Here is a 25,025-nt window from a genome sequence, read left to right on the forward strand (position 1 = left end):
TGATGAAGAACTTATTATCAATGGAACATTTAACAACTGAAGAGATTAACAGCATTTTACATCGTGCGCAGGCGTTTGAAAATGGCGAAACATCATCGTTATCTCGTGCTTATAACGTAGCAAACTTATTTTTTGAACCGAGTACACGTACGAAAACAAGTTTTGAGATGGCAGAGCGCAAAGTAGGCTGTACGGTGATCCCGTTTGACGCAAGCTTTTCAAGTGTAACAAAGGGCGAAACAATGTACGATACAGTTAAGACGTTAGAAATGATTGGCATGGATGCGGTTGTTATCCGCGCCAAAGAAGATGAATATTATAACGAGCTACTAGAAGGCATCAATGTTGCCGTTATAAATGCAGGAGATGGCGCTGGTCAACATCCATCCCAATCATTACTTGATCTGTATACGATAAAAAAAGAGTTTGGTTCTTTCGAAGGGTTAAATATTACAATCGCCGGAGATATTTCTCATAGCCGTGTAGCAAAATCCAATGCATCCGCATTACAGCGGTTAGGGGCAAATGTACATTTTCTTTGTCCAGTAGAATGGGCAGGGGATTTTAAAGCACATCATTCTTGGGACGATTTAATCGAAATAAGTGATGTCATTATGTTACTTCGTGTACAACATGAGCGTCATAAAGTAAATAAAAGCTTCTCAAAAGAAAGCTATCATGAAGAGTATGGCTTGACAGTAGAACGAGAGAAGAAAATGAAGGACACAGCAATTATTATGCATCCAGCGCCAGTTAACCGCGATGTAGAAATTGCATCAGAGCTAGTAGAATGTGAACGGTCTCGCATCTTTGACCAAGTACGCAATGGTGTATACACACGTATGGCAATAATTGAAACGATTTTACAAGGGAGAGAATAACATGACGAAAGTACTTCAAAATGTACAAATGTTAAATGAACAAGGTGAATTGCAAACAGTAAATATCGCCATAGTAGATGGCAAAATTACTGCCATTGGACAAGAGGTCAATGTAGCTGGTGCAGAAATAATCGAAGGAAATGGTTTAGTTGTTGCACCAGGGTTTGTGGATGTGCATACACATCTACGCGAACCAGGGTTTGAACATAAAGAAACAATTGCAACAGGTTCAGCATCTGCCGCAAAAGGCGGTTTTACAACAATTTGTGCTATGCCAAATACAAAACCAGTGCCTGACACGGTTGAAAACATGCAATTAATAAATGGGCTTATTCAAGAAAGTGCAGTAATTCGTGTACTACCATACGGCTCATTAACACAAGATATTTCAGGGGAAGTTCGTACGAATATTGAAGAATTAAAAGCACATGGCGCAGTAGCGTTTTCCGATGATGGTGTAGGTATTCAGCTTGCATCCACAATGTATGAACAAATGCAGGATGCGGCAAAGCATGACATGGTCGTTGTCGCACACTGTGAAGATAATTCATTAATTTATGATGGTGTTATGCATGAAGGCAAGCGTAACAAAGAGCTAGGTTTACCAGGTATTCCGTCCATTTGTGAATCTGTCCAAATTGCTCGCGATGTTTTGCTTGCAGAAGCGGCAGGAGCACGCTACCATGTGTGTCACGTTTCAACAAAAGAATCAGTGCGTGCAGTACGCGATGCAAAAGCAGCAGGCATCCGCGTCACAGCAGAAGTTTGTCCACACCATTTATTACTAGAAGAGATGGATATCCCATCCGATGATGCAAACTGGAAAATGAACCCGCCATTACGAGGTGCAGATGATAAGGATTCTCTACACGCAGCACTACTTGACGGCACGATTGACTGCATCGCCACAGACCATGCACCACATACAATAGAAGAAAAATGCTGTGGCATGGTTGGTGCACCATTCGGCATCGTAGGCTTTGAAACAGCCTTCCCGCTGTTGTACACACAATTTGTTGAAACAGGGAAATGGACTTTAAAGCAATTGGTAGATTGGATGACTGTAAAAGCGGCACAAATTTTTGACTTACCATATGGAACGTTAGAAGTAGGGGCTTCGGCAGACATGGTTTTAATTGATTTACAGAAAGAACAAACGATTGATGCAGAAGGATTTGTATCAAAAGGTCGCAATACACCATTCAACGGTTGTGTTGCAAAAGGTTGGCCAGTCGTAACAATTTTTGAAGGTAATATCGTATACCAGGAGGCAGAGTAATGAAAAAACGTTTACTTATTTTAGAAGATGGCACAGTATTTACAGGCACAGCGTTCGGTAGTGAGCGAGCTTCACAAGGTGAAGTCGTATTCACTACGGGGATGACAGGATATCAAGAAACGATTTCAGATCCTTCATTCTATGGACAAATCGTAACGTTAACATACCCACTTATCGGTAACTACGGTATTAATCGTGATGATTTCGAATCAATCACACCGGCAATTCGTGGATTTGTTGTCCGCGAACTAGCAAAAACACCGTCGAATTTCAGATGTGATTTAACAGTTGATGAATATTTAACATCAAAAGATATCCCAGGAATTGAAGGCATTGATACACGTAAGCTAACACGCATTATTCGTAGCAAAGGTTCTGTTAAGGCCATCTTGACTGCGGCTGACGAAGAAGTAAATGTAGAAGAAATTGTGGCAAAACTACAAGCGACACCAGCAATTACACATCACGTGCGCGAAGTATCACCAAAGGCTGCCTATCCATCACCAGGTCGTGGCAAACGAGTAGTGTTAATTGACTACGGTATGAAACACGGTATTTTACGTGAATTAAACAAGCGTGATTGTGATGTCCTTGTTGTACCATACAACACACCAGCAGCAGAAATTTTAGCATGGCATCCAGACGGTATTATGCTGTCAAATGGCCCTGGTAACCCAGAGGACGTGGCAGAAGGTATCGAAACAGTACGTAATTTAATCGGAAAAGTGCCAATGTTCGGTATTTGCTTAGGTCACCAAATCTTCTCATTAGCAAGTGGTGCGAAGGCATTTAAATTACCATTCGGTCACCGTGGTGGTAACCACCCAGTTAAAGATTTACGTACAGGACGTACAGATTTAACATCTCAAAACCATGGTTATGCAATCGATATAGAATCATTAAAAGATACAGATTTAGAATTAACACATGTCGCTTTAAATGATGGTACTTGTGAAGGTGTCCGTCATAAGAAATATCCAATCTTCACAGTACAATATCACCCAGAAGCATCACCAGGACCAGAAGATTCAAACCACTTATTTGATGAATTCATTGAAATGATGGAAGCAGAAGCAGGGAAGGGGAAACAACATGCCTAAACGTACAGATATAGAAACTATTTTAGTAATCGGGTCAGGTCCAATCGTCATCGGACAAGCAGCAGAATTTGACTATGCCGGAACACAAGCTTGTCTTTCATTAAAAGAAGAAGGCTACCGCGTTATTTTAATAAACTCAAACCCTGCAACAATCATGACAGATACAGAAATTGCAGACAAAGTATACATTGAGCCAATCACACTTGAATTTGTCTCACGTATTTTACGCAAAGAGCGCCCAGATGCCATCTTACCTACACTAGGTGGTCAAACAGGGTTAAATATGGCGATTGAGTTAGATAACTCTGGTATTTTAAATGAGCTAAATATCGAAATTCTTGGTACGAAGCTCGATGCTATTCATAAAGCAGAAGACCGTGATTTATTCCGTAACCTGATGTATGAACTAGGTGCTCCAGTACCAGAATCAGATATTATTCATAACTTAGATGAAGCGAAAAACTTTGTTGCAAAAATCGGTTATCCAGTAATTGTACGCCCTGCATTCACACTTGGCGGTACAGGCGGTGGTATTTGTTATAACGATCAAGACTTAGAAGAAATCGTTACATCAGGTTTAAAATATTCGCCAGTTACACAATGCTTACTTGAAAAATCAATCGCTGGCTTTAAAGAGATTGAATACGAAGTAATGCGCGATGCGGCTGACAATGCCATCGTAGTTTGTAACATGGAAAATGTCGACCCTGTAGGGATTCATACAGGTGACTCTATCGTCGTAGCACCAACACAAACACTTTCTGACCGTGAAAACCAAATGTTACGTAATATCTCATTAGATATTATCCGTGCACTAAAAATTGAAGGTGGCTGTAACGTACAGTTAGCACTTGATCCATATAGCTTCAATTACTATGTCATCGAAGTAAACCCACGTGTATCTCGTTCATCTGCATTAGCGTCAAAAGCAACGGGTTACCCAATTGCCAAGCTAGCAGCAAAAATTGCAGTAGGTTTAACATTAGATGAAATCAAAAATCCAGTGACAGGTTCAACGTATGCTTGCTTCGAGCCAGCACTAGACTACATTGTCGCAAAAATTCCACGCTGGCCATTCGATAAATTCGAATCAGCAAAACGTAACTTAGGCACACAAATGAAGGCAACTGGTGAAGTAATGGCACTTGGTCGTACGTTTGAAGAAGCTATGCTGAAAGCTGTTCGTTCTCTTGAAACAGGTCAAGTACATTTAGAGCTAAAACATGCAGAAGATAACTCTGACTCTTGGATTGAAAAACGTATCCGTAAAGCGGGAGATGAGCGTTTATTCTTCATCGGTGAAGCATTGCGCCGTGGTGTAACAATCGAGCAAATCCATGAATGGTCTGCAATTGACTTATTCTTCTTAAATAAATTTAAAAACATCGTAGATATGGAGCAAACACTTGCTAACCATAAAAACGATAAAGAAATATTACGCACTGCAAAACGTCTAGGCTTTGCTGATAAAAAAATTGCCGAGCTATGGGACACAACGCCAGAGGCAGTATATGCGTACCGTAAAGAAAACGGCATTATCCCAGTTTACAAAATGGTTGATACATGTGCAGCAGAGTTTGAATCTGAAACACCATATTTCTACGGTACTTATGAGGAAGAAAACGAATCAATCAAATCTGATAAACCATCCGTTGTTGTATTAGGTTCGGGTCCAATCCGTATCGGTCAAGGGGTAGAGTTCGACTATGCAACAGTGCACTCTGTATGGGCAATTCAAGAAGCAGGCTATGAAGCAATCATTATTAACTCAAATCCAGAAACCGTATCAACGGACTTCTCGATTTCAGATAAGCTATACTTCGAGCCATTAACAATCGAAGATGTTATGCATATTATCGATTTAGAACAACCAATTGGTGTAGTTGTCCAATTCGGTGGTCAAACAGCCATTAACCTTGCTGATAAATTAGCTGCAAATGGTGTGAAAATTTTAGGTACATCATTAGAAGATATCGACCGTGCAGAAAACCGCGATAAATTCGAACAAGCTTTACATGCATTAGACATTCCACAGCCTCCAGGTGAAACAGCTGTTTCAACGGAAGAAGCACTTGCCATTGGCGAACGCTTAGGCTTCCCAGTACTAGTTCGTCCTTCGTATGTACTTGGTGGACGTGCAATGGAAATTGTGTATAACGAACAAGAATTACAACACTATATGGAAAACGCTGTTGAGGCATCACCAGATCACCCAGTACTCGTAGACCGTTACTTAACGGGACAAGAAATTGAAGTCGATGCGATTTGTGACGGTGAAAATGTTTTAATCCCAGGTATTATGGAACATATCGAACGTGCAGGGGTACACTCTGGTGACTCGATTTCGGTATACCCACCACAAAAATTAACACAAGCGCAAAAAGATACATTAGTGGATTACACAACGCGTTTAGCAAAAGGTCTTGGCATTATCGGCTTAATGAACATCCAGTATGTTATTTCCCAAGGTGAAGTGTATGTCATTGAGGTAAATCCTCGTTCATCTCGTACAGTACCGTTCTTAAGTAAAATTACGAATATCCCAATGGCGAACATTGCAACAAAAGCCATTCTTGGAAAATCAATCGTAGCGCAAGGCTACCCAACTGGCTTAGCGGCAGAGCAAAAAGGTGTATTTGTTAAAGTACCAGTATTCTCATTCGCTAAATTACGCCGAGTGGACATTACATTAGGACCTGAAATGAAATCGACAGGGGAAGTAATGGGGAAAGATGCAACATTAGAAAAAGCACTATATAAAGGCTTAGTTGCAGCAGGTATGGAAATTCGCACAGAAGGCACAGTATTATTCACTGTATCTGATAAAGATAAAGAAGAAGCAATTGTACTTGCTAAACGCTTTTCAACAGTAGGCTACCGCATTGTAGCGACTGAAGGTACTGCACAAGCATTTGAAGCTGCTGGTGTTCGTACTGATGTAGTAGGTAAAATCGGTGCCAAAGGACAAACATTACTTGATTTAATTCAAAATGGGGAAGCGCAATTAGTAGTGAACACATTAACAAAAGGCAAGCAACCAGCGCGTGATGGATTCCGCATTCGACGTGAGTCTGTAGAAAATGGTGTGCCTTGCTTAACTTCTCTAGATACAGCAGAAGCAATGCTACGTGTAATTGAATCAATGACATTTACAGCAGAACAAATGCCAAAAGCGGAGGTAGTACATTAATATGATTCGTCAAGAGAAAATGACGGTCGTCTCTCAAAAGCAAATTGCGACAAACATTTTCGAATTGACACTTCGTGGTGAACTGGTTCAGGATATGACTCCTGGCCAGTTTGTCCATGTAAAGGTGTCAGATTCATTGGAGCCGCTTTTACGTCGACCTATTAGTATTGCAAACATAGATAAAGACAACAGTGAATTTACCATGATTTATCGTGCGGAAGGTCGAGGAACAAAGGTGTTAGCGACAAATCGTGAAGGGCAGCTAGTCAATGTCCTTGGCCCAATCGGTAATGGCTTCCCAGTTGATGCGGTAAAGACAGGTGGGACAGCATTATTAGTTGGTGGCGGCATCGGTGTACCTCCTTTACATGAGCTGTCAAAACAACTTAATGCACGTGGTGTGAAGACCATCCATGTATTAGGCTTCCAAACAGAGGATGTATGCTTCTACGAAGAGGAATTTAACGCACTTGGTGAAACACATTATGTAACAGTCGATGGCTCAAAAGGAACAAAGGGCTTTGTGACGAACGTTTTAGAATCACGTGCACCGGAGTTTGATGTGTTCTATTCTTGTGGTCCTCTACCGATGTTAAAAGCTTTAGAAGGTTTCTATCCTGAAAAAGAAGGCTATTTATCTTTTGAAGAGCGAATGGGCTGTGGCATTGGAGCTTGCTTCGCGTGTGTATGTAAGACAACAGATCAAATTGATAAAGACTATGTCAAAGTATGCTCTGACGGTCCAGTATTCCCGAAAGGTACGGTGGCATTATGAGTCGTTTAAATATCCAATTACCTGGCTTAGATTTAAAAAATCCAATTATGCCAGCTTCAGGTTGCTTTGGCTTTGGTCGTGAGTATGCGCAACTATACGATTTATCGAAACTTGGCGCGATTATGATTAAAGCAACAACTGTAGAAACAAGACTTGGCAATCCGACACCTCGTGTAGCGGAAACAGCAGCAGGAATGTTAAATGCGATTGGTTTACAAAATCCTGGTATTGAAAAAGTAATGAATGAAGAATTAAAGTTTTTAGAAGGCTATGATGTGCCGATTATTGCCAATGTAGCGGGAACGGAAACAGCAGATTACGTGGAAGTAGCACGTCGCATCTCAGCTGCACCCAATGTCAAAGCACTAGAACTTAATATTTCATGCCCGAACGTAAAATGTGGCGGTATTCAATTCGGGACAGATCCAGCAACAGCAAGAGATTTGGTTGCAGCTGTCAAGGCAGTGTCGGAAGTACCTGTTTACGTGAAATTATCACCAAACGTTACAAATATCGTAGAAATTGCGCAAGCTGTTGAAGCAGGTGGAGCGGATGGCATTACGATGATTAATACATTAATCGGCATGCGCTTACATGAACGTACAGGTAAACCTGTCATTGCCAACGGTACAGGGGGCTTATCAGGTCCTGCAGTAAAACCTGTTGCCATTCGTATGGTATATGAGGTGTATAAGGCAGTCAATATTCCGATTATTGGGATGGGTGGCGTAAGCGAAGCACAAGATGTTATTGATTTTATGTCTGCTGGTGCATCAGCAGTTGCGGTTGGAACAGCCAACTTTGTCGATCATTTTGTTTGCCCGAATATCATTGAGGAATTACCTGCAAAGCTTGACGCTTTAGGTGTAGAACATATTACGGATATTATCGGAAGGAGCCATCGTTAATGAATACAAAACCAATTCTAGCACTTGATTTCCCAGGAGAAGCAGAAGTTTTCAAGTTTTTAGCACATTTTCAAGAGCCTCTTTTCGTCAAAATTGGTATGGAGCTTTATATGCAAGAAGGTCCAGATATTGTCCGCAAAGTGAAAGATTTAGGTCATGATATTTTCTTAGACTTAAAGCTACATGATATTCCTAATACGGTTGGCTCAGCGATGAAGGGCTTAGCTAAATTAGGGGTTAATTTAGTCAATGTCCATGCAGCGGGCGGGCGTCCGATGATGGAAGCCGCACTCGAAGGTTTGGAAGCAGGGACACCCGCAGGTCAAGAGCGCGCTGCATTGATTGCAGTGACACAACTAACATCCACTACGGAAGCGCAAATGCAAGCAGAGCAAAAAATTGCGTTAACATTGCAAGAATCGGTATTGCATTATGCAAACTTAACAAAACAAGCAGGCTTGAATGGTGTGGTTTGCTCGGTACATGAAGCACAAGCAATTGCTGAAGTGTGTGGCCAAGACTTTTTACGTGTCACACCTGGTATCCGTTTAGCAGGCGGTGACGCTCACGATCAAAAGCGCATCGCTACACCGGATGGCGCCAAACGTGATGGTTCTTCTTTAATCGTAGTAGGCCGTGCCGTAACAGGTGCGCAAGATCCAGTAGCAGCATATAAAATGGTAAGTGAACTATGGGAGGCATCAATATGACATTACAAAACGAAATCGCACACGCTATGCTTAAAGTTGGCGCTGTCGAATTAAATCCAACAGAACTTTTTACATGGGCATCAGGTATTAAATCTCCAATTTACTGTGATACGCGTCTAACAATCTCTGACCCAGTTATCCGTAAACAATTGGCAAATGGCTTAGCCACTGTGATTAAAGAGAACTTTGGTGCAACAGAAATCGTAGCTGGTACAGCCACAGCAGGTATTCCACATGCTGCATGGGTAAGTGATATTTTAGACTTACCGATGGTCTATGTACGCTCAAAGGCAAAAGAACATGGTCGTGGCAATCAGATTGAAGGAAAATACGCTGCTGGACAAAAAGTCATCGTAGTCGAAGATATTGTGTCAACAGGTGGTTCTTCCATTACAGCAGTTGAAGCTTTACGTGCAGCGGGTTGTGAAGTATTAGGGGTTGTATGTGTTTATACGTATAACTTACCACGTGCTGAACAAGCATTTGATGAAGCGGGCATAAAGTACGTATCTTTAACAAACTTCGATTATCTAATTGAAGCAGCGAACGAATCTGGTGCCATTAAAGAAGAAGATATTCCATTTTTAAAAGATTGGCATGCAAAACTTAAAGCTGGAGAGTTATAATCGCATTTTTGACTAGCTATAACGAATCTGTTTAATAAAGAATAATGAAACGATCACGGTTATGATAACCTGTGGTCGTTTTTTTATTGGAAAGGAACTGTGAAGGATTGAAATATAAAAATTAAATATAAGGAGATGTATGTTAAAGAAAATTCAATAAAATAAAGTTTTCTAATGTAATAAAAATCGCTTTTTAATATTAATGCTTTAAAGGGAAAAATTATATGTTGATAATAATTGAGTATTAAAAATAAACAGAAAATTAAAGTAAGTCCAATAATAATCAAGTTTACCAAATAAAAGAATGCAATGTGTGAAGAAGTTAGGATTGTGCAATCTTGTTATTTATTATATTTAAATAATAAAAAACTAATGAAAAGTAGAACGGATAAATAGATTAGCAAATATTTCATTAGAATTAATTTGTAAAAAGAAAAAATTTTTGTAATAGTTGTACGGTTTATTATGTATATAACATTATGAAGAGTTGTAAAAAAACTCTTGATTAAATGTATTATTTCTAGATAAAATAGCCGTAGAGATAATTTTCAGATAATTCTATAAGTAAATAGTAAGTTGTTTTTTTGTTTATACTGTAAAAAATTTATTAATATGTATTTAAATTCAATATAATAAAAACTATTAATTATTTGAGTAGAAATAATTTTGAAATAAGTTTAATCCGTTTCAAATCTTTTTTCTGAATATTGAATCAGGAAAGTTTGGACATCGCTAGTATTTACTACATATTTCTATTTAGAAAAAATTTACGAAGGTGTGATGATTAAATGAATTTAATGCTCGAAGTAAAGAACCTAAAAACTGGTTTTGATATAGAAGGGGATATTTATCATGCAGTCGATAATGTGTCCTTTTCGGTTAAGCCTGGTCAAATTGTAGGGATTGTAGGGGAATCAGGCTGTGGTAAAAGTGTTATGTCACTGTCAATTATGCAGCTACTGCCCCAAGGAATTGGCAAAGTTACTGGCGGGGAAATAAAGTTCCAAGGCCAAAATATAGAAAATTATTCAAGCGATGAAATGAATAAAATACGAGGAAAAGATATTAGTATGATCTTTCAAGAGCCTATGACATCTTTAAACCCTGTATTTACAATTGGTAATCAGATTGAAGAGATTTTATTAAATCATCTGTCAATCTCCAAAACAGAAGCAAGGCAGCAAGCCATCGAATTGTTAAAAAGTGTAGGCATCCCTAGACCAGACAAAATTGTTGACGAATATCCCCACCAATTATCTGGAGGGATGCGACAAAGGGTAATGATTGCAATTGCGATTGCCTGTCATCCAAAGCTTTTAATTGCTGATGAACCGACTACTGCACTAGATGTCACTGTGCAAGCCCAAATTCTAGAGCTGCTGAAAAAAATTCAAGAGAAAAATGATATGTCCATTATTTTGATCACGCATGACTTAGGTGTAGTGGCAGAAATGTGTGATGAAGTCATCATTATGTATGCTGGGAAAATTGTAGAACGCACGAATGTAGATAATTTGTTTTATAACCCACAACATCCGTATACAAAGCTGTTAATGGCATCGATTCCTCGTATTGATTTAGAGGTGAGTGAGTTAACAACAATCCAGGGCATCGTGCCTTCATTAAAAAATATGCCTACTTTTGGCTGTCGCTTTGCCGATAGATGCCCGTCTGTAAAACCTGAGTGTAGTACAGTAACGCCACAGCTTGCACAAATGGCTGATGGTCATGAGGTTTCGTGCTTACTATATGAAGGTTGCTATCCTAAAGAAAGTGTGAGGTAACAACATGACAGAAACTACAATCAAACAACGTAAAGAAAACTTACTTGAAGTGAACAACCTAAAAACTTATTACCCGATAAAAGGCGGATTTATAAAAAAGACAGTCGGACATGTGAAAGCGGTCGATAATATTTCATTTTCTATTAAAAATGGTGAAACACTCGGGTTGGTAGGGGAATCAGGCTGTGGAAAATCAACAACTGGGCGTACTATTATTCGATTGTTAGATTCTACTGAAGGACAAATCATTTTTAATGGTCAGGATATTACAAAATTACAAGGCAAATCATTAAGAGAGATAAGAAAAGATATCCAAATGGTATTCCAAGATCCTTATGCATCGTTAAATCCAATGCAAATGGTTGGCAGTATTGTAGCGGAGCCCATTATGAATTTCCATAACAAAACGCTCAATTCATTAAAAGGTGAAGTTGTGGAGTTATTGCGCAAAGTAGGCTTACCTGAAGATGCCTATTATAAGTATGCGCATGAATTTTCAGGAGGGCAGCGTCAGCGAATTGGTATTGCGAGAGCCCTAGCTCTAAAACCAAAACTAATTATCGCCGATGAACCTGTTTCTGCTTTGGATGTTTCCGTTCAATCTCAAGTTTTGAATCTATTAAAAGAATTGCAGGATGAGTTTGACTTAACCTTTTTATTTATTGCGCATGATTTAAGTGTTGTGAAGCATATGAGTGATCGCATTGGCGTGATGTATCTAGGAAATATTGTTGAAATTGCTAACAAGACGAGTATTTATGATGAACCATTGCACCCTTATACACAAGCGCTTATTTCCGCGATACCCGTACCGGATCCTCGCAAAAAAAGTACGCGCATTGTATTAGAAGGTGATGTACCAAGTCCCGCAAATCCTCCGACAGGATGTCCATTCCATCCAAGATGCCCTAAAGCCATGATGGAATGTTCCTTAACGAAACCAGTATTAAAGGAGGTGAAGCCAGACCATAACGTTGCTTGCCACTTATATTAACAACGGCAAGAAAATACAGGAAACAATGCTTTTCAAAATAAAATTTTAACGGGGGGAAAAGAATGAAAAAGACAAAAACATTATGGTCACTGTTACTGATGCTTGTCATGGCTTTATTCCTAGCAGCATGTAATAGTGATTCAGGGACTACTGACAAAGATGCACAAAAAGATAAGGAAACGCCAGCGGCAACTACTGATGTTAAAGAAGGTGGCGTGGTTACATTCGGAACAGACCAAGCGCCAGAGGGCGTATTTGACCCTGCCTTTGCAGGAAGTATCGTAGATAGCTATATCCAAAATTTCATGATGGATGGCGTGTATGATGTAAATGATGAATTAGAATATGTACCAAACCTTGCAAAATGGGATATTAGTGAAGATAAATTAACGTATACGTTCAATTTCGAAAAGGGCGTAAAATGGCATAATGGTGAGGAACTAACAGGTGAAGACTGGGTTTTCGCATTAGAAACGTTAGCACACCCTGATTATGATGGTCCTCGTTTCAACTATGTTGAAGGCGTAAAAGGGGCAGAAGAGAAAAAAGCAGGCAAAGCAGATAAAATTGCAGGAATTGAAGTTGTAGATCCTTACACAATTAAAATTACTTTTAAAGAAGTGAAAATTAATAACTTAGAAAGCATTTGGCAATACCCAATGCCTAAGAAACATTATGAAGGCATTGCAGTAAAAGATTTAAGTGAATCAAAACAAGTGCGCGAAAACCCTGTAGGATTAGGCGCGTTTAAAGTGAAAAAAGTGGTAGACGGCGAGTATTCTGAATTAGAGCGTTTTGATGATTACTGGAAAGGGAAACCAGCGCTTGATGGTGTTATTGTAAAAGTAATTGACCCATCATTAGCTGCGGGTGCGTTCCAAAACGGAGAAATCGACATCATGGATATTAGACCACAATCTGTGAAAGAGCTTTCTGCATTAAGCAATGTACGTATCGAAGAAACAACTGGTGTGAGCTATTCTTATATCGGGCTTCGTTTTGGTCATCGTGATAAAGCTACACTGAAAAATGTAGCTGATTTTGATAAATTCAATTCAAAAGAATTACGTCAGGCACTATTATATGCTCTTAACCGTCCAGCAATGATCGATGCTTTCTTAGAAGGAAAAGCGAAAGTAGCGAACACAGTTATCCCAGTTACTTTCTGGACTGCTGCAGATGCTTCAGATTTAAATGCATACGAGTTTAATGTGGATAAAGCGAAAGAGCTGTTAAAAACAGCAGGCTATGTTGATACAGACGGTGATGGATTTGTTGAAGATCCAAAAGGTCAACCATTCAAAATTTTATTTGGTCACTATGCAGGACCAGCTGCATTTGAAGGTCGTTCACAAGCAATCATTCAATCTTGGAATGATATTGGCGTAAAAACAGAATTAGCAACAGGAAGCTTAGTTGAGTTTAATTTGTACAATGAAATGAAAGATAACGATGATGCAGCATTAGAGGCATTCTTCGGTTCTTGGAGCATGGGTTCTGATCCAGACCCATCAGGTTTATGGGCTAATGATGCAGAATGGAACTACGGTCGTTATGTAGATGCAGAGAATGACAAATTATTAAAAGAAGCGTTAAGTGAAAAAGCATTTGATAAAGACTACCGTAAAAAAGTGTATGTTAATTGGCAAAAATACTTCAACGAACAATTACCAGCACTACCATTATGGGAAAATCTAGATTTATATGGTATTAACAATCGACTACAAGGTGTTCATATTAACGCTGTTGGATTCCAAACAGACGTTTATAAATGGCACATTGTTGAGTAAGTTAGTGCTTAATCAAGGCTGAGAAACCTACTACTATCAGGCTCAAATTGGAGCTTGATAGTAGTAAATTTTAATTGATAAGGGGACGTCACATGCTTCAATACACACTTCGAAGACTACTCGGCATGATTCCATTGTTACTCCTTATTTCGTTAGTTGTGTTCTTCTTAGCAAAAATGATGCCAGGAGATCCATTTGCGGGAGAAATTGATCCATCCAATACAAACCCACAATACATCGAGGAAATGAGAGAGAAGTTAGGCTATAATGATCCAATTATCGTGCAATATGGAAGATGGATGGCGAATTTTGTACAAGGGGATTTTGGCAAATCAACCGTTTATAAAAAACCTGCAGTGGAAGTGATTGCACAGCGAATTCCAAATACATTATTTTTAGCCATTACATCTTTAATTTTTACGTATATTTTTGCTTTTATCATGGGGATGTATGCAGGAAGAAAACCTTATACATTAGGTGATAATCTAATAGCTTCGTATAATTACCTAGCTTTAGCGATTCCGTCATTTGTTGCCGGCATTGTCGCTATTTATGTGTTCTCTTTCCAATTAGGGTGGTTCCCATTCAACGGCTCAGTTGGTGTAGGGCTGCAGGAAGGCACATTTGCTTATTATTTAAGTAGGATCCACCATGTATTATTACCAGCCCTTGTTTTAGGATTAATGGGAACGGCATCCTACACGCAATTTTTGCGCAACGATATTATTGAAAACAGTCGAAAAGATTTTGTACGTACGGCAAGAGCAAAAGGAACAAAGGAATCAAAAATTTACAACAAGCATATTTTAAGAAATTCGATTATTCCGATTATTACTTTCCTTGGGTTTGACATCGCTACATTAATTAGCGGTGCGGTTATTACAGAAACCATCTTTACTTATCCCGGAATAGGTGCACTGTTCTTAGATTCCGTTGGAAGAAGAGATTATGCGGTCATGATGTCGATAACTATGTTACTTTCGTTCTTAACACTTTTTGGAAATTTAGTAGCCGATTTACTGTACGGTATAGTAGATCCGCGAATTAGACTAGATTAGGGAGGGGAAATATGTGGAGATTGTAACAAAACAAGAAGCTTCTGCACCAAAAAAAACACCGAATAAAAGCCCCTCTCCATGGGTGATAGCGAGAAGAAAGTTCTTTAAAAATAAATTAGCGATGATCAGCCTTATTTTTTTACTAATCGTTATTATTCTATCGTTTTTGGCACCGTATATTACGACAAAAGATATCGTGCGTGTAGACTTTACGAAAATTAGTCAGCCACCTTCAAGTGAGAACTGGCTTGGAACGGATACGAATGGTCGTGATGTTTTTACGCGAATGCTATATGCTGGTAGATCCTCATTGACGGTTGGCATCGGCTGTATGTTTTTTATTGTTTTAATTGGGACAACGATTGGGGCGATTTCGGGTTACTTTGGGGGCAAGGTTGACCAAATTTTAATGCGTTTCACAGACTTTGTTTTAATGTTCCCATTATTAGTTTTCGTTATCGTTTTAAATACGATTCTAGTCGGCAAAGTTTCAGGATTATGGACATTAATTATTGTTATTTCCGTATTAAGTTGGGGAAGTGTTGCCCGCGTTGTTCGAAGTCGAATTCTTGCGGAGAAAGAAAATGAGTACATTTTAGCTGCAGAGTCAATCGGCTGTAAATCATCGAAAATCATTATCAAACATTTACTACCTAACGTCGCTTCTACGATTATTGTACAAGCTACGCTATTAATGGCAGTAACGATTGTTATCGAGTCCGCGTTAAGTTTCTTAAACTTTGGTGTGCCAGCAGATACACCAAGCTGGGGCAATATGTTATCTGAGGCTAGAAACTCAGATGTATTAAGAGATAAAATTTGGATTTGGATTCCACCTGCAACAGCGATTACATTGGTTATCTTATCGATCAATTTTATCGGTGAAGGGCTGAAAGATGCAATGAATCCGAAATCAAGAAGATAATGTTGGTGAATAAATGGCACCTATCAAAGTAAATTTTACTTTGATAGGTGCCATTTGCTATTTGTTTTGGGAGGGAGAATACCCGCGGAGCAGGGTGAAATACCCGCGGAGCAAGGGAGAATACCCGCGAAGCAGGGAGAAATACCCGCGGAGCAAGGAGAAATACCCGCGGAGCAAGGAGAAATACCCGCGGAGCAAGGAGAAATACCCGCGGAGCAGAGTGAAATACCCGCGGAGCAAGGGAGAATACCCGCGAAGCAGGGAGAAATACCCGCGAAGCAGGGAGAAATACCCGCGGAGCAAGGAGAAATACCCGCGGAGCAGGGAGAAATCTCCGCGGAGCAAGGAGATACCCGCGGAGCAAGGAGATACCCGTGGGGCAGAGTGAAATATCCGCGAAGGAGAGTGAAATACCCGCGGAGCAAGGTGAAATACCCGCGGAACAAGGGAGAATACCCGCGAAGCAGGGAGAAATACCCGCGAAGCAAGGAGAAATATCCGCGGAGCAAGGGAGAATACCCGCGAAGCAGGGAGAAATACCCGCGAAGCAGGGAGAAATACCCGCGGAGCAAGGAGAAATACCCGCGGAGCAAGGAGAAATACCCGCGGAGCAGAGTGAAATACCCGCGGAACAAGGGAAAATACCCGCGAAGCAGAGTGAAATACCCGCGGAACAAGGGAGAATACCCGCGAAGCAGAGTGAAATACCCGCGGAGCAGGGAGAGTGAATACCCGCGGAGCAAGGAGAAATACCCGCGGAGCAAGGAGATACCCGCGGAGCAGGGTGAAATCCTCCGCTCAAGGCATGAAAACGGGAGGTATCAAAATTGTACATGTAAGTATTTTATAAAGCGTAAAAACTAACTATTTTTCTGTAAAAAGTTACAAACTTAAATAACATCACTGAAATTGAAATTAAAATATAACTTATTTATATTAGTTATATTTTAATTTTGTTAATGTAATAAGAAGTGGTTAATGCTGAATGTTTGTTATGGAAAATAGATAACCATAAATATATCTATAAAGTTTATTGATAGTTAATATATTAAGTTAAATACAACTACCAGTTAAAATTTCATATTCAATTAATTATTTTAAAATAACTACATTCACCTTACGTATTTATTTTGTTAAGATAACAAATAATCAAATTTGACAAAAGGAAACTAATTTTCTTGTAGTGAAAACTAGGCTAATGCACTTTAATTTTATAATAGTAATTTGCAAAATAAGCTTGATTTTACGTATTATTTCTAGATAAAATAGCAATACATTTAATTATCTGATTATTCTATCTATAGAAAAGCGTGTTTTTTCTTGTGGTAGGTAATTTTGATAAACATTATTTTTCACGAAAAATAAGAGTGATGAAAGGGGGATTTTAGATATATTGCAATTCTAATATAGAGAAAGTGTATGGTTAGATAAATAATTGTAGGAGGGAGATTGTTTGTGTACAAATGACTTGTTGACGATAAAAAACTTAACGACGAGCTTTCGATTAAAAGACACATATCATGCAGCAATAGAAGATGTTTCGCTTTCGCTTAGAAAAAATGAGATTTTGGCTATAGTTGGAGAGTCGGGCTGTGGGAAAAGTACGTTAGCTACAACAATTGTAGGCTTACATAATGCAATGAATACAAAAGTGACGGGAGAAATACTTTACAATCAACAAAATTTAACACAGTTAAGTGAAGAGCAATTCAATCAATTACGAGGGAATGATATAGGCTTTATTTTTCAGGATCCTCTTTCGGCATTAAATCCATTAATGCGCATCCACGAACAAATTGCAGAAGGGCTTATTTATCATACAACACTTACAAAGCAGCAACGGGAAGAACGGGTAATAGAGTTGTTAGAGCAAGTAGGTATTGCGAATCCTAAACGGGTTGCCCGACAATTTCCTCATCAATTATCAGGTGGTATGCGTCAACGCGTAATGATTGCCATTGCTTTATCGAGCAAACCTGCCATCATTATTGCTGATGAACCGACAACAGCATTGGATGTAACGATACAAGCACAAATTTTAGATCTGTTAAAAGCGTTACAAGATGAGACACATGCTGGCGTTATTTTAATTACCCATGACTTAGGTGTTGTAGCAGAGGTTGCAGATCGAGTTGCTGTGATGTATGCGGGCCAAGTGATTGAAGAGGCACCTGTTCAAGAGCTTTTTAACAATGCCAAACATCCATATACACGATCCCTATTAAACTCGATTCCACAAACTCATGAGGAACATGAACGCCTAGAGGTAATACAAGGCATGGTGCCTTCACTTGTAAATTTGCCACGTGAAGGTTGTCGATTTTCCTCGCGTATACCATGGATTGACGCATCCGCACATGAAAGTCATCCACAATTACATGAAATTGCACCTGAGCATTTTGTTCGTTGTACATGCTGGCAACACTTTCATTTTGCAGGAGAAAGCGAGGGGGTGTCAGGATGAGCTTTATGCAAATTAAAGATTTAAACGTCCATTATCCGATTCGAGGTGGCTTTTTCAATACGATAAAAGATAAAGTGTATGCGGTTGATGGCATTACAATGGCATTTGAAAAAGGAAAAACATACGGTTTAGTTGGCGAGTCAGGTTCAGGGAAATCTACTACAGGTAAAGCCATTATTGGTCTGGAAAAGGTAACAACGGGGCAAATTATTTATGAAGGACAGAATGTTACCAATCGACGTCGCAAGCGAGGGTCAGCCTATAGTCGTGATATTCAAATGATATTTCAAGATGCTCATTCTAGTATGAACCCTAGAAAGCGCGTAATCGATATACTGGCAGAGCCGATACGTAACTTTATGAAGCTCGGTGATCAGGAGGAGCGCAAGCGAATTAAAGAATTACTAGCCATTGTCGGTATGTCAGAGGATGTGCTGTTAAAGTATCCTCATGAATTTTCTGGAGGGCAAAAGCAGCGACTTGGTATAGCGCGCGCGGTTGCTTGTAATCCGAAATTGATTATTGCAGATGAACCTGTGTCGGCACTCGATTTGTCGGTGCAAGCACAAGTGCTGAACTTTATGAAAGACATTCAGCAAGAATATGGGCTAAGTTATTTATTTATCTCCCATGACCTAGGTGTCGTGAAACATATGTGTGATTACATTGCCATTATGTATAAGGGGCGCTTTGTGGAAACTGGTACCCGTCAGGATATTTATAACAATCCACAGCATATTTACACAAATCGCTTACTGTCCGCGATTCCGCATATTGAGCCTGAAACAAGGATGGAGCGCAAAGCAGTACGACAAAAAGTGGAAGAGAAGTATCAAAAAGACCATCATCAATATTATGATAAGCAAGGCAAAGTATACCCTTTAAAATCTATTTCCGATACGCATAAAGTGGCGATGTCCGAAATTGAGCAGGAGGGATTGTAACATGTGGAAAACGGTTGTTAGACGTGTACTCGTCATGATTCCACAATTGTTTATCTTGAGTTTAATCGTCTTTATATTGGCAAAGCAAATGCCTGGTGATCCGTTTACAGGGTTAATCACACCTGAAACCGACCCATCAAGAATTGAGGAACTACGCATACAAGCAGGCTTCTATGACCCTTGGTATGAACAATATTATCGCTGGATTACAAATGCTCTTCAAGGAGATTTTGGACAAAGCTATACATATAAAATTGCGGTGTCAACATTGATTGGGGAGCGTGCACTCAATACATTTTGGTTGTCATTACTGAGTGTGATACTGGTTTATTTATTAGCCATACCGCTTGGAATGCTTGCAGGACGTAAACAAGATACATTGTTAGACAAAGCCATTATTTTATATAGCTTTATTAGCTTTGCGATTCCGACATTTGTTTTATCACTCGTGTTTTTATTTGTTTTTGGTTATCGCCTAATGTGGTTTCCAACGAGTGGAACCGTTGATGTAGGCCTAGAATCGGGAACACTAACCTATTTTTGGAATAAAATATATCACTTGCTATTACCTGCGATGACGGCAGCTATTTTGGGTACTACAGGGATTATCCAATATTTACGCTCAGAAATTATTGATGCCAAAACACAGGATTATGTCAAAACTGCTCGCAGTAAAGGGATTCCAATAAGAAGAATTTATACGCGGCATATTTTCCGCAATTCAGTACTTCCAATTGCAGCGTTTTTAGGGTTTACAATTACAGGTTTATTAGGCGGCTCCATTTTTATCGAAACGATTTACGGCTATCCAGGTATGGGGGAATTGTTTATTAGTTCGATAACGAGTCGCGACTATAGTGTCATTACCGCACTGATTATGCTGTATGGTTTCTTAGCATTATTAGGTAGTCTGTTGTCGGATATTATTATGAGCATTGTTGATCCGCGTATCCGTATAGACTAACGACTAAACATAATGTTGAGGTGAAAGGACATGACACAACATAACAATGAAACAGTAATGATGGAAAGTACACCGCCAACAGGTATACAAGTTGTTTTACGAGAGTTTAAGAAAGATAGAGTTGCAATGTTTTCTTTTGTGGGCGTTACACTAATCATCATTTCTATTTTTATTACTGCTTGGCTGCTCGATCAAGAGAACGTGTTAAAAATCAATCTGTTTGAACGCTACACAGAGCCAGGCGAGAATGGCTATATTTTAGGGGCGGATGAAGCAGGACGTGATGTACTTGGGCAATTAGTGATTGGCGCTAAAAATTCACTGTTAATCGCCATTTGGGTGACTGTTATTGCCAATATAATTGGAATTGCGCTAGGGATTATTATGGGCTATTACAGCGGAATTGTAGACAATGTCATGATGCGCATCATTGATTTTATTATTACATTGCCGACATTTATGATTTTTATAGTCCTTGTGTCCATTATCCCTGAATATGGTGTTTTTGAGCTCGTTATGATTATTAGTGTATTTCAATGGATAGGCATTGCACGGTTAATTCGAAGTAAAGCATTATCGGAAGGGCGAAGGGATTATGTAAGCGCTTCTAAAACAATGGGGACAAGTGATTTCGCAATTATGTTTAAAGGCGTCTTGCCTAATTTAAGTTCGTTATTAATTGTAGAGTTTACTTTAAGTCTTGCTGGCAATATTGGAATCGAAACAGGCTTATCATTTTTAGGATTTGGGCTACCACCCTCTACGCCAAGTTTAGGTACTTTAGTAAGCTATGCTAGAAATCCACTTGTGTTAGCCGAGAAATGGTGGGTATGGTTACCAGCATCGTTATTAATTTTACTATTGATACTTGGCATCAATTATATCGGTCAAGCCCTTCGTCGTGCCGCTGATGCAAAACAAAGATTGGGATGATATAGGAGGTAATAACAATGACAAAAAAGTGGTTGATAACTGTCGTGACGTTGACAATCATATTGCTATTAACTGCCTGTAAAAGCTCCGATAAAGAGCAAGCAAGCGAAGCAAAAGATAGCAATGATAAACCAGCACAAACAGAAGATAACAAAGTAGATACAAGTACACTTCCATTTGAAGTAACGAACGAAGGGGATGCTGTGCAAGATGGCACATTACATGTTGGGCTTGTGACAGATTCTCCATTCAAAGGCGTTTTCTCATGGGAGTATTACTCTGATGTTTATGACGCAGAAATCATGGCTTACGCAACAAATAGCTTATTTGTATTAGATGAAGACTTTTTAATCACGGATAAGGGAATAGCTAAATTAGATGTCGATGCTGCCAATAAAAAAGTGCTTATTACAATACAAGGCGATGTAAAATGGTCGGATGGCACACCATTAACGGCAGATGACTTAATCTATCCATATGAGATTATTGGCCATCCCGATTATGAAGGCGTGCGCTATGATGATGATTTTAAAAATATTATAGGGGCTGAAGAGTACCATGATGGCAAAGCAGACACGATAGCAGGCATTAAAAAAATAGATGACAAGTCGATTGAAATCGCACTTGAAAAAGTGTCACCCGCTATTTATTCAGGAGGGGATGGCTTATGGGGCTATGCAGCACCGAAGCATCAACTCGAATCCATTGCCATAAAAGATTTAATTTCTTCTGATGCTGTACGCAAAAATCCAATTACACTTGGGCCATTTAAATTTGACAATATCGTCAATGGAGAGTCCGTACAGTTTGTTGCCAATGAGCATTATTATAAAGGGAAGCCAAAGATAGAGAAAGTAGTTGTGCAAGTTGTTCCTTCAACATCGGTGGGGGAAGCGCTGAAAACGGGGAAATTCGATTTAACATCCGAATTTAGAGCCAATCAATATGATAGTATAAAAAATTTAACGAATATTTCGATATTAGGGCGTCCTGAATTAGCATACAGCTATTTAGGCTTTAAGCTTGGACACTATGATCAAGAAAAAGGCGAGAATGTTTATGATGAAAAGGCCAAAATGAATGATGCTGATTTACGTAAAGCAATTGCTTATGCCATGGATATTGAAACGGTAACAGATAAATTTTATCAAGGATTACGGGTGCGGGCGAACTCCTTAATCCCACCAGCTTTTAAATCTTACTATGATAACACGCTAGAGGGCTACCACTATGATCCTGAAAAAGCGAAACAATTACTAGATGTAGCAGGCTATAAAGATACAGATGGTGATGGTATTCGCGAAGATAAAGACGGCAATAAGTTTGCCATTCGTTTAGCGGCAATAGCCGGTTCTGATACGGATGAAGCGATTGTTGAATACTATCGTCAAAATTGGAAAGATGTTGGTTTAGATGTGCAATTAACGACAGGGCGTCTTCTTGAATTCAATAATTTTTACGAGAAAGTACAAGCAGATGATCCTGAAATTGATATGTATATGGCTGCATGGGGTACGGGGACAAACCCTTCACCAGCAGGGCTCTATAGTAAAGGAGCCTCATTTAACTACAGTCGCTATGTTTCAGATGACCTTACAAAGCTATTAAATAATATTGATTCTGAAGCAGCACTAGATGCACATTATCGCGCACAAGCTTTCCGTGCATGGCAAGTTTATATGAATGATAAAGCAACGATTATTCCAATGTATTTCCGTACTGAGATTATTCCTGTCAATAAACGCATTAAAAATTACAATATTCAATATGGAAATACGACAGAGAAACAAAATATTGAATTATTAGCAGAAACACCAATCAAATAGGGCAATTTAAGTCTAGTACAGATGCGAGATTCACAATGTCAATGTAAGGGGGAGGAATAACGATGACAAAAAAGTCGTTGACGTTATTCGTGATATTCATAATCATGTTGTTATTAGCTGCTTGCAGTAGCAAGAATAAAGAGCAGGCAAACGAGGCGGAAGATAGCAATGATAAACCAGCCGAAACAGAAGATAACAAAGTAGATACAAGTTTGCTACCGATGGAAGTTACAAATGAGGGGGAAGCCATTGAAGGTGGTACATTACATGTAGGGCTTGTATCGGACTCGCCGTTCAAGGGCATTTTCCTTGCTGAACTTGCTGCGGATGCTACGGATGCATCTATTATGGGTTATGCTTCAAATGGTCTATTTGATGTCGATGGCGACTTTTTAATAACAGATGAGGGAATTGCCAAGTTAGATGTCGATACGGACAATAAAAAGGTGACAATCACGATTCAAGGTGATGTGAAATGGTCGGATGGCACGCCATTAACGGCAGAAGATTTAATCTATCCGTATGAAATTATCGGTCATCCGGATTATGACGGTGTGCGCTATGATGATGATTTTCGAAATATTATAGGAGCTGAAGAATACCATGATGGCAAAGCAGATACGATAGCAGGTATTAAAAAAATAGATGATAAGTCGATTGAAATCGCATTTAAAAAAGTGTCACCAGCTATTTATTCAGGTGGCGATGGCTTATGGGGCTATGCGGCACCGAAACATCAACTAGCCTCCATTGCGGTAAAAGATTTAATTTCATCCGATGCTGTACGCAAAAATCCAATTACACTTGGACCATTTAAATTTGATAATATCGTCAATGGCGAGTCAGTACAGTTTGTTGCCAATGAGCATTATTATAAAGGGAAGCCAAAAATTGATAAGCTGATTGTACAAGTGGTTTCGACGTCTACGATTAGTGAAGCATTGAAAGCAGGGCAATTTGATATCGCTTCTTTCCCTGCAACGCAATATGACAGTGTAAAGGATTTAACGAATATATCAATATTAGGTCGTCCTGAATTATCTTACAGCTACTTAGGCTTTAAATTAGGGAAATACGATCAAGAAAAGGGCGAAAACATTTATGATGAAAACGCAAAAATGAATGATATTGATTTACGGCATGCTATTGCTTATGCGATGGATATTGAAACGGTAACAGATAGATTTTATCAAGGTCTTCGCGTGCGTGCCAATTCTCTAATTCCACCAGCGTTTAAAACATACTATGATGACACGCTAAAGGGCTACCACTATAATCCTGAAAAAGCGAAACAACTATTAGATGCAGCAGGTTATAAAGATATTGATGGAGACGGTATTCGTGAAGATAAAGAAGGCAATAAGTTTACGATTCGTTTAGCTGCAATGTCAGGTTCTGATACGGCTGAAGCAATTATTGAGTACTACCGTCAAAACTGGAAAGATGTTGGCTTGGATGTACAACTCACGACTGGTCGTTTAATTGAATTTAACAACTTCTACGATAAAGTACAAGCAGACGATCCTGAAATTGATATCTTTATCGCTGCATGGAGTACTGGTACGAACCCATCACCAGCAGGATTGTACAGCAAAGGAGCCGCATTTAACTTTAGTCGCTACGTTTCGGATGATTTAACGAAGCTATTAAATGATATTGACTCACAAGAGGCGTTAGATGCCACGTATCGTGCGCAAGCATTCCGTAAATGGCAAGAATATATGGCTGACAAGGCAATGGTTATTCCGATGTTATTTAGTACATCCACGATTGCGATTAATAAACGAATAAAAAGCTATAATATCGATCGTGAAACAGGTACAGAGATTCAAGATCTTGAATTGATAGCTGATGCGCCAATAAAATAAGCGTAA

General features: G+C 39.3%; 20 protein-coding genes. All 20 read left to right on the plus strand.

Features of this window, described 5'->3' with window-relative positions; translation table 11 throughout:
- Positions 1 to 2: 2 nt before the first annotated feature.
- The 20 genes from MHH88_RS04745 (at position 3) to opp4A (MHH88_RS04840) (ending at position 25,019) form a co-directional block, all read left to right on the plus strand.
- Positions 3 to 881 carry an aspartate carbamoyltransferase catalytic subunit gene (locus tag MHH88_RS04745; protein ID WP_069510231.1) on the plus strand — a complete coding sequence of 293 codons (879 nt, stop codon included), beginning with the start codon at positions 3 to 5 and terminating at the stop codon, positions 879 to 881.
- A 1-nt stretch (position 882) separates the two neighbouring features.
- Entirely contained in the window at positions 883 to 2,160 is a 1,278-nt protein-coding gene (locus tag MHH88_RS04750; protein ID WP_339261705.1) for a dihydroorotase, read from the plus strand.
- Entirely contained in the window at positions 2,160 to 3,260 is a 1,101-nt protein-coding gene (gene carA, locus MHH88_RS04755) for a glutamine-hydrolyzing carbamoyl-phosphate synthase small subunit (RefSeq protein WP_024362115.1), read from the plus strand. The genes MHH88_RS04750 and carA overlap by 1 nt, the downstream gene beginning before the upstream one ends.
- Positions 3,253 to 6,450, plus strand: coding sequence for a carbamoyl-phosphate synthase large subunit (gene carB, locus MHH88_RS04760; RefSeq protein ID WP_339261706.1), 3,198 nt, complete (start codon positions 3,253 to 3,255; stop codon positions 6,448 to 6,450). Before carA ends, carB begins: the two co-directional genes overlap by 8 nt.
- A 1-nt stretch (position 6,451) precedes the next feature.
- Positions 6,452 to 7,225 (plus strand): dihydroorotate dehydrogenase electron transfer subunit, encoded by a 774-nt coding sequence (locus MHH88_RS04765; RefSeq protein ID WP_024362113.1) that lies wholly within the window; start codon positions 6,452 to 6,454, stop codon positions 7,223 to 7,225.
- Entirely contained in the window at positions 7,222 to 8,133 is a 912-nt protein-coding gene (locus tag MHH88_RS04770) for a dihydroorotate dehydrogenase (protein WP_103977318.1), read from the plus strand. The genes MHH88_RS04765 and MHH88_RS04770 overlap by 4 nt, the downstream gene beginning before the upstream one ends.
- Complete coding sequence (gene pyrF, locus MHH88_RS04775; protein ID WP_069510227.1) at positions 8,133 to 8,843, plus strand: orotidine-5'-phosphate decarboxylase; 711 nt, start codon at positions 8,133 to 8,135, stop codon at positions 8,841 to 8,843. The genes MHH88_RS04770 and pyrF overlap by 1 nt, the downstream gene beginning before the upstream one ends.
- Positions 8,840 to 9,469: an orotate phosphoribosyltransferase gene (gene pyrE, locus MHH88_RS04780; protein ID WP_069510225.1), complete on the plus strand. Its 630-nt coding sequence runs from the start codon at positions 8,840 to 8,842 to the stop codon at positions 9,467 to 9,469. The genes pyrF and pyrE overlap by 4 nt, the downstream gene beginning before the upstream one ends.
- A gap of 788 nt (positions 9,470 to 10,257) precedes the next feature.
- On the plus strand, positions 10,258 to 11,253 hold the full coding sequence (locus MHH88_RS04785; protein WP_029747186.1) for an ABC transporter ATP-binding protein: 996 nt from the start codon (positions 10,258 to 10,260) through the stop codon (positions 11,251 to 11,253).
- 4 nt (positions 11,254 to 11,257) lie between these two features.
- Positions 11,258 to 12,247 (plus strand): oligopeptide/dipeptide ABC transporter ATP-binding protein, encoded by a 990-nt coding sequence (locus MHH88_RS04790; RefSeq protein WP_069510223.1) that lies wholly within the window; start codon positions 11,258 to 11,260, stop codon positions 12,245 to 12,247.
- A 62-nt stretch (positions 12,248 to 12,309) separates the two neighbouring features.
- Positions 12,310 to 14,037 carry an oligopeptide ABC transporter substrate-binding protein gene (gene opp4A, locus MHH88_RS04795; protein ID WP_339261707.1) on the plus strand — a complete coding sequence of 576 codons (1,728 nt, stop codon included), beginning with the start codon at positions 12,310 to 12,312 and terminating at the stop codon, positions 14,035 to 14,037.
- Positions 14,038 to 14,129: 92 nt separating this feature from the next.
- Complete coding sequence (gene opp4B, locus MHH88_RS04800) at positions 14,130 to 15,095, plus strand: oligopeptide ABC transporter permease (RefSeq protein WP_069510221.1); 966 nt, start codon at positions 14,130 to 14,132, stop codon at positions 15,093 to 15,095.
- Between the two features lie 13 nt (positions 15,096 to 15,108).
- Positions 15,109 to 16,020: an oligopeptide ABC transporter permease gene (gene opp4C / locus MHH88_RS04805; RefSeq protein ID WP_069510219.1), complete on the plus strand. Its 912-nt coding sequence runs from the start codon at positions 15,109 to 15,111 to the stop codon at positions 16,018 to 16,020.
- A gap of 54 nt (positions 16,021 to 16,074) precedes the next feature.
- Positions 16,075 to 16,884, plus strand: coding sequence for a hypothetical protein (locus tag MHH88_RS04810; protein WP_339261708.1), 810 nt, complete (start codon positions 16,075 to 16,077; stop codon positions 16,882 to 16,884).
- A gap of 589 nt (positions 16,885 to 17,473) precedes the next feature.
- Entirely contained in the window at positions 17,474 to 18,484 is a 1,011-nt protein-coding gene (locus MHH88_RS04815; protein ID WP_103977314.1) for an ABC transporter ATP-binding protein, read from the plus strand.
- Positions 18,481 to 19,428, plus strand: a complete 948-nt coding sequence (locus MHH88_RS04820) for an ATP-binding cassette domain-containing protein (RefSeq protein ID WP_069510218.1) — start codon at positions 18,481 to 18,483, stop codon at positions 19,426 to 19,428. The genes MHH88_RS04815 and MHH88_RS04820 overlap by 4 nt, the downstream gene beginning before the upstream one ends.
- Before the next feature lies 1 nt (position 19,429).
- The gene (gene opp4B, locus MHH88_RS04825; protein WP_069510216.1) at positions 19,430 to 20,392 is read left to right on the plus strand and encodes an oligopeptide ABC transporter permease; all 963 of its coding nucleotides are present in this window, start codon (positions 19,430 to 19,432) and stop codon (positions 20,390 to 20,392) included.
- A gap of 30 nt (positions 20,393 to 20,422) precedes the next feature.
- Positions 20,423 to 21,325: an ABC transporter permease gene (locus tag MHH88_RS04830; RefSeq protein ID WP_069510214.1), complete on the plus strand. Its 903-nt coding sequence runs from the start codon at positions 20,423 to 20,425 to the stop codon at positions 21,323 to 21,325.
- A gap of 17 nt (positions 21,326 to 21,342) precedes the next feature.
- Positions 21,343 to 23,151 carry an oligopeptide ABC transporter substrate-binding protein gene (locus tag MHH88_RS04835; RefSeq protein ID WP_339261709.1) on the plus strand — a complete coding sequence of 603 codons (1,809 nt, stop codon included), beginning with the start codon at positions 21,343 to 21,345 and terminating at the stop codon, positions 23,149 to 23,151.
- A gap of 62 nt (positions 23,152 to 23,213) precedes the next feature.
- Positions 23,214 to 25,019, plus strand: coding sequence for an oligopeptide ABC transporter substrate-binding protein (gene opp4A / locus MHH88_RS04840; protein WP_339261710.1), 1,806 nt, complete (start codon positions 23,214 to 23,216; stop codon positions 25,017 to 25,019).
- Positions 25,020 to 25,025: the final 6 nt, after the last annotated feature.

It is taken from the genome of Lysinibacillus sp. FSL K6-3209 (assembly GCF_037976175.1).
Taxonomy (GTDB): Bacteria; Bacillota; Bacilli; order Bacillales_A; family Planococcaceae; genus Lysinibacillus; species Lysinibacillus sphaericus_D.

Excerpts from the sequence above, each read along its gene's own strand:
- MHH88_RS04750 (WP_339261705.1), top strand. The coding sequence starts at position 883 with ATGACGAAAGTACTTCAAAATGTACAAATGTTAAATGAACAAGGTGAA.
- carA (WP_024362115.1), top strand. The coding sequence starts at position 2,160 with ATGAAAAAACGTTTACTTATTTTAGAAGATGGCACAGTATTTACAGGC.
- opp4B (WP_069510221.1), top strand. The coding sequence starts at position 14,130 with ATGCTTCAATACACACTTCGAAGACTACTCGGCATGATTCCATTGTTA.
- pyrE (WP_069510225.1), top strand. The coding sequence starts at position 8,840 with ATGACATTACAAAACGAAATCGCACACGCTATGCTTAAAGTTGGCGCT.
- pyrF (WP_069510227.1), top strand. The coding sequence starts at position 8,133 with ATGAATACAAAACCAATTCTAGCACTTGATTTCCCAGGAGAAGCAGAA.
- MHH88_RS04820 (WP_069510218.1), top strand. The coding sequence starts at position 18,481 with ATGAGCTTTATGCAAATTAAAGATTTAAACGTCCATTATCCGATTCGA.
- MHH88_RS04745 (WP_069510231.1), top strand. The coding sequence starts at position 3 with ATGAAGAACTTATTATCAATGGAACATTTAACAACTGAAGAGATTAAC.
- MHH88_RS04770 (WP_103977318.1), top strand. The coding sequence starts at position 7,222 with ATGAGTCGTTTAAATATCCAATTACCTGGCTTAGATTTAAAAAATCCA.
- opp4B (WP_069510216.1), top strand. The coding sequence starts at position 19,430 with ATGTGGAAAACGGTTGTTAGACGTGTACTCGTCATGATTCCACAATTG.
- MHH88_RS04790 (WP_069510223.1), top strand. The coding sequence starts at position 11,258 with ATGACAGAAACTACAATCAAACAACGTAAAGAAAACTTACTTGAAGTG.
- MHH88_RS04830 (WP_069510214.1), top strand. The coding sequence starts at position 20,423 with ATGACACAACATAACAATGAAACAGTAATGATGGAAAGTACACCGCCA.
- carB (WP_339261706.1), top strand. The coding sequence starts at position 3,253 with ATGCCTAAACGTACAGATATAGAAACTATTTTAGTAATCGGGTCAGGT.
- MHH88_RS04835 (WP_339261709.1), top strand. The coding sequence starts at position 21,343 with ATGACAAAAAAGTGGTTGATAACTGTCGTGACGTTGACAATCATATTG.
- MHH88_RS04765 (WP_024362113.1), top strand. The coding sequence starts at position 6,452 with ATGATTCGTCAAGAGAAAATGACGGTCGTCTCTCAAAAGCAAATTGCG.
- opp4A (WP_339261710.1), top strand. The coding sequence starts at position 23,214 with ATGACAAAAAAGTCGTTGACGTTATTCGTGATATTCATAATCATGTTG.
- MHH88_RS04785 (WP_029747186.1), top strand. The coding sequence starts at position 10,258 with ATGAATTTAATGCTCGAAGTAAAGAACCTAAAAACTGGTTTTGATATA.
- opp4A (WP_339261707.1), top strand. The coding sequence starts at position 12,310 with ATGAAAAAGACAAAAACATTATGGTCACTGTTACTGATGCTTGTCATG.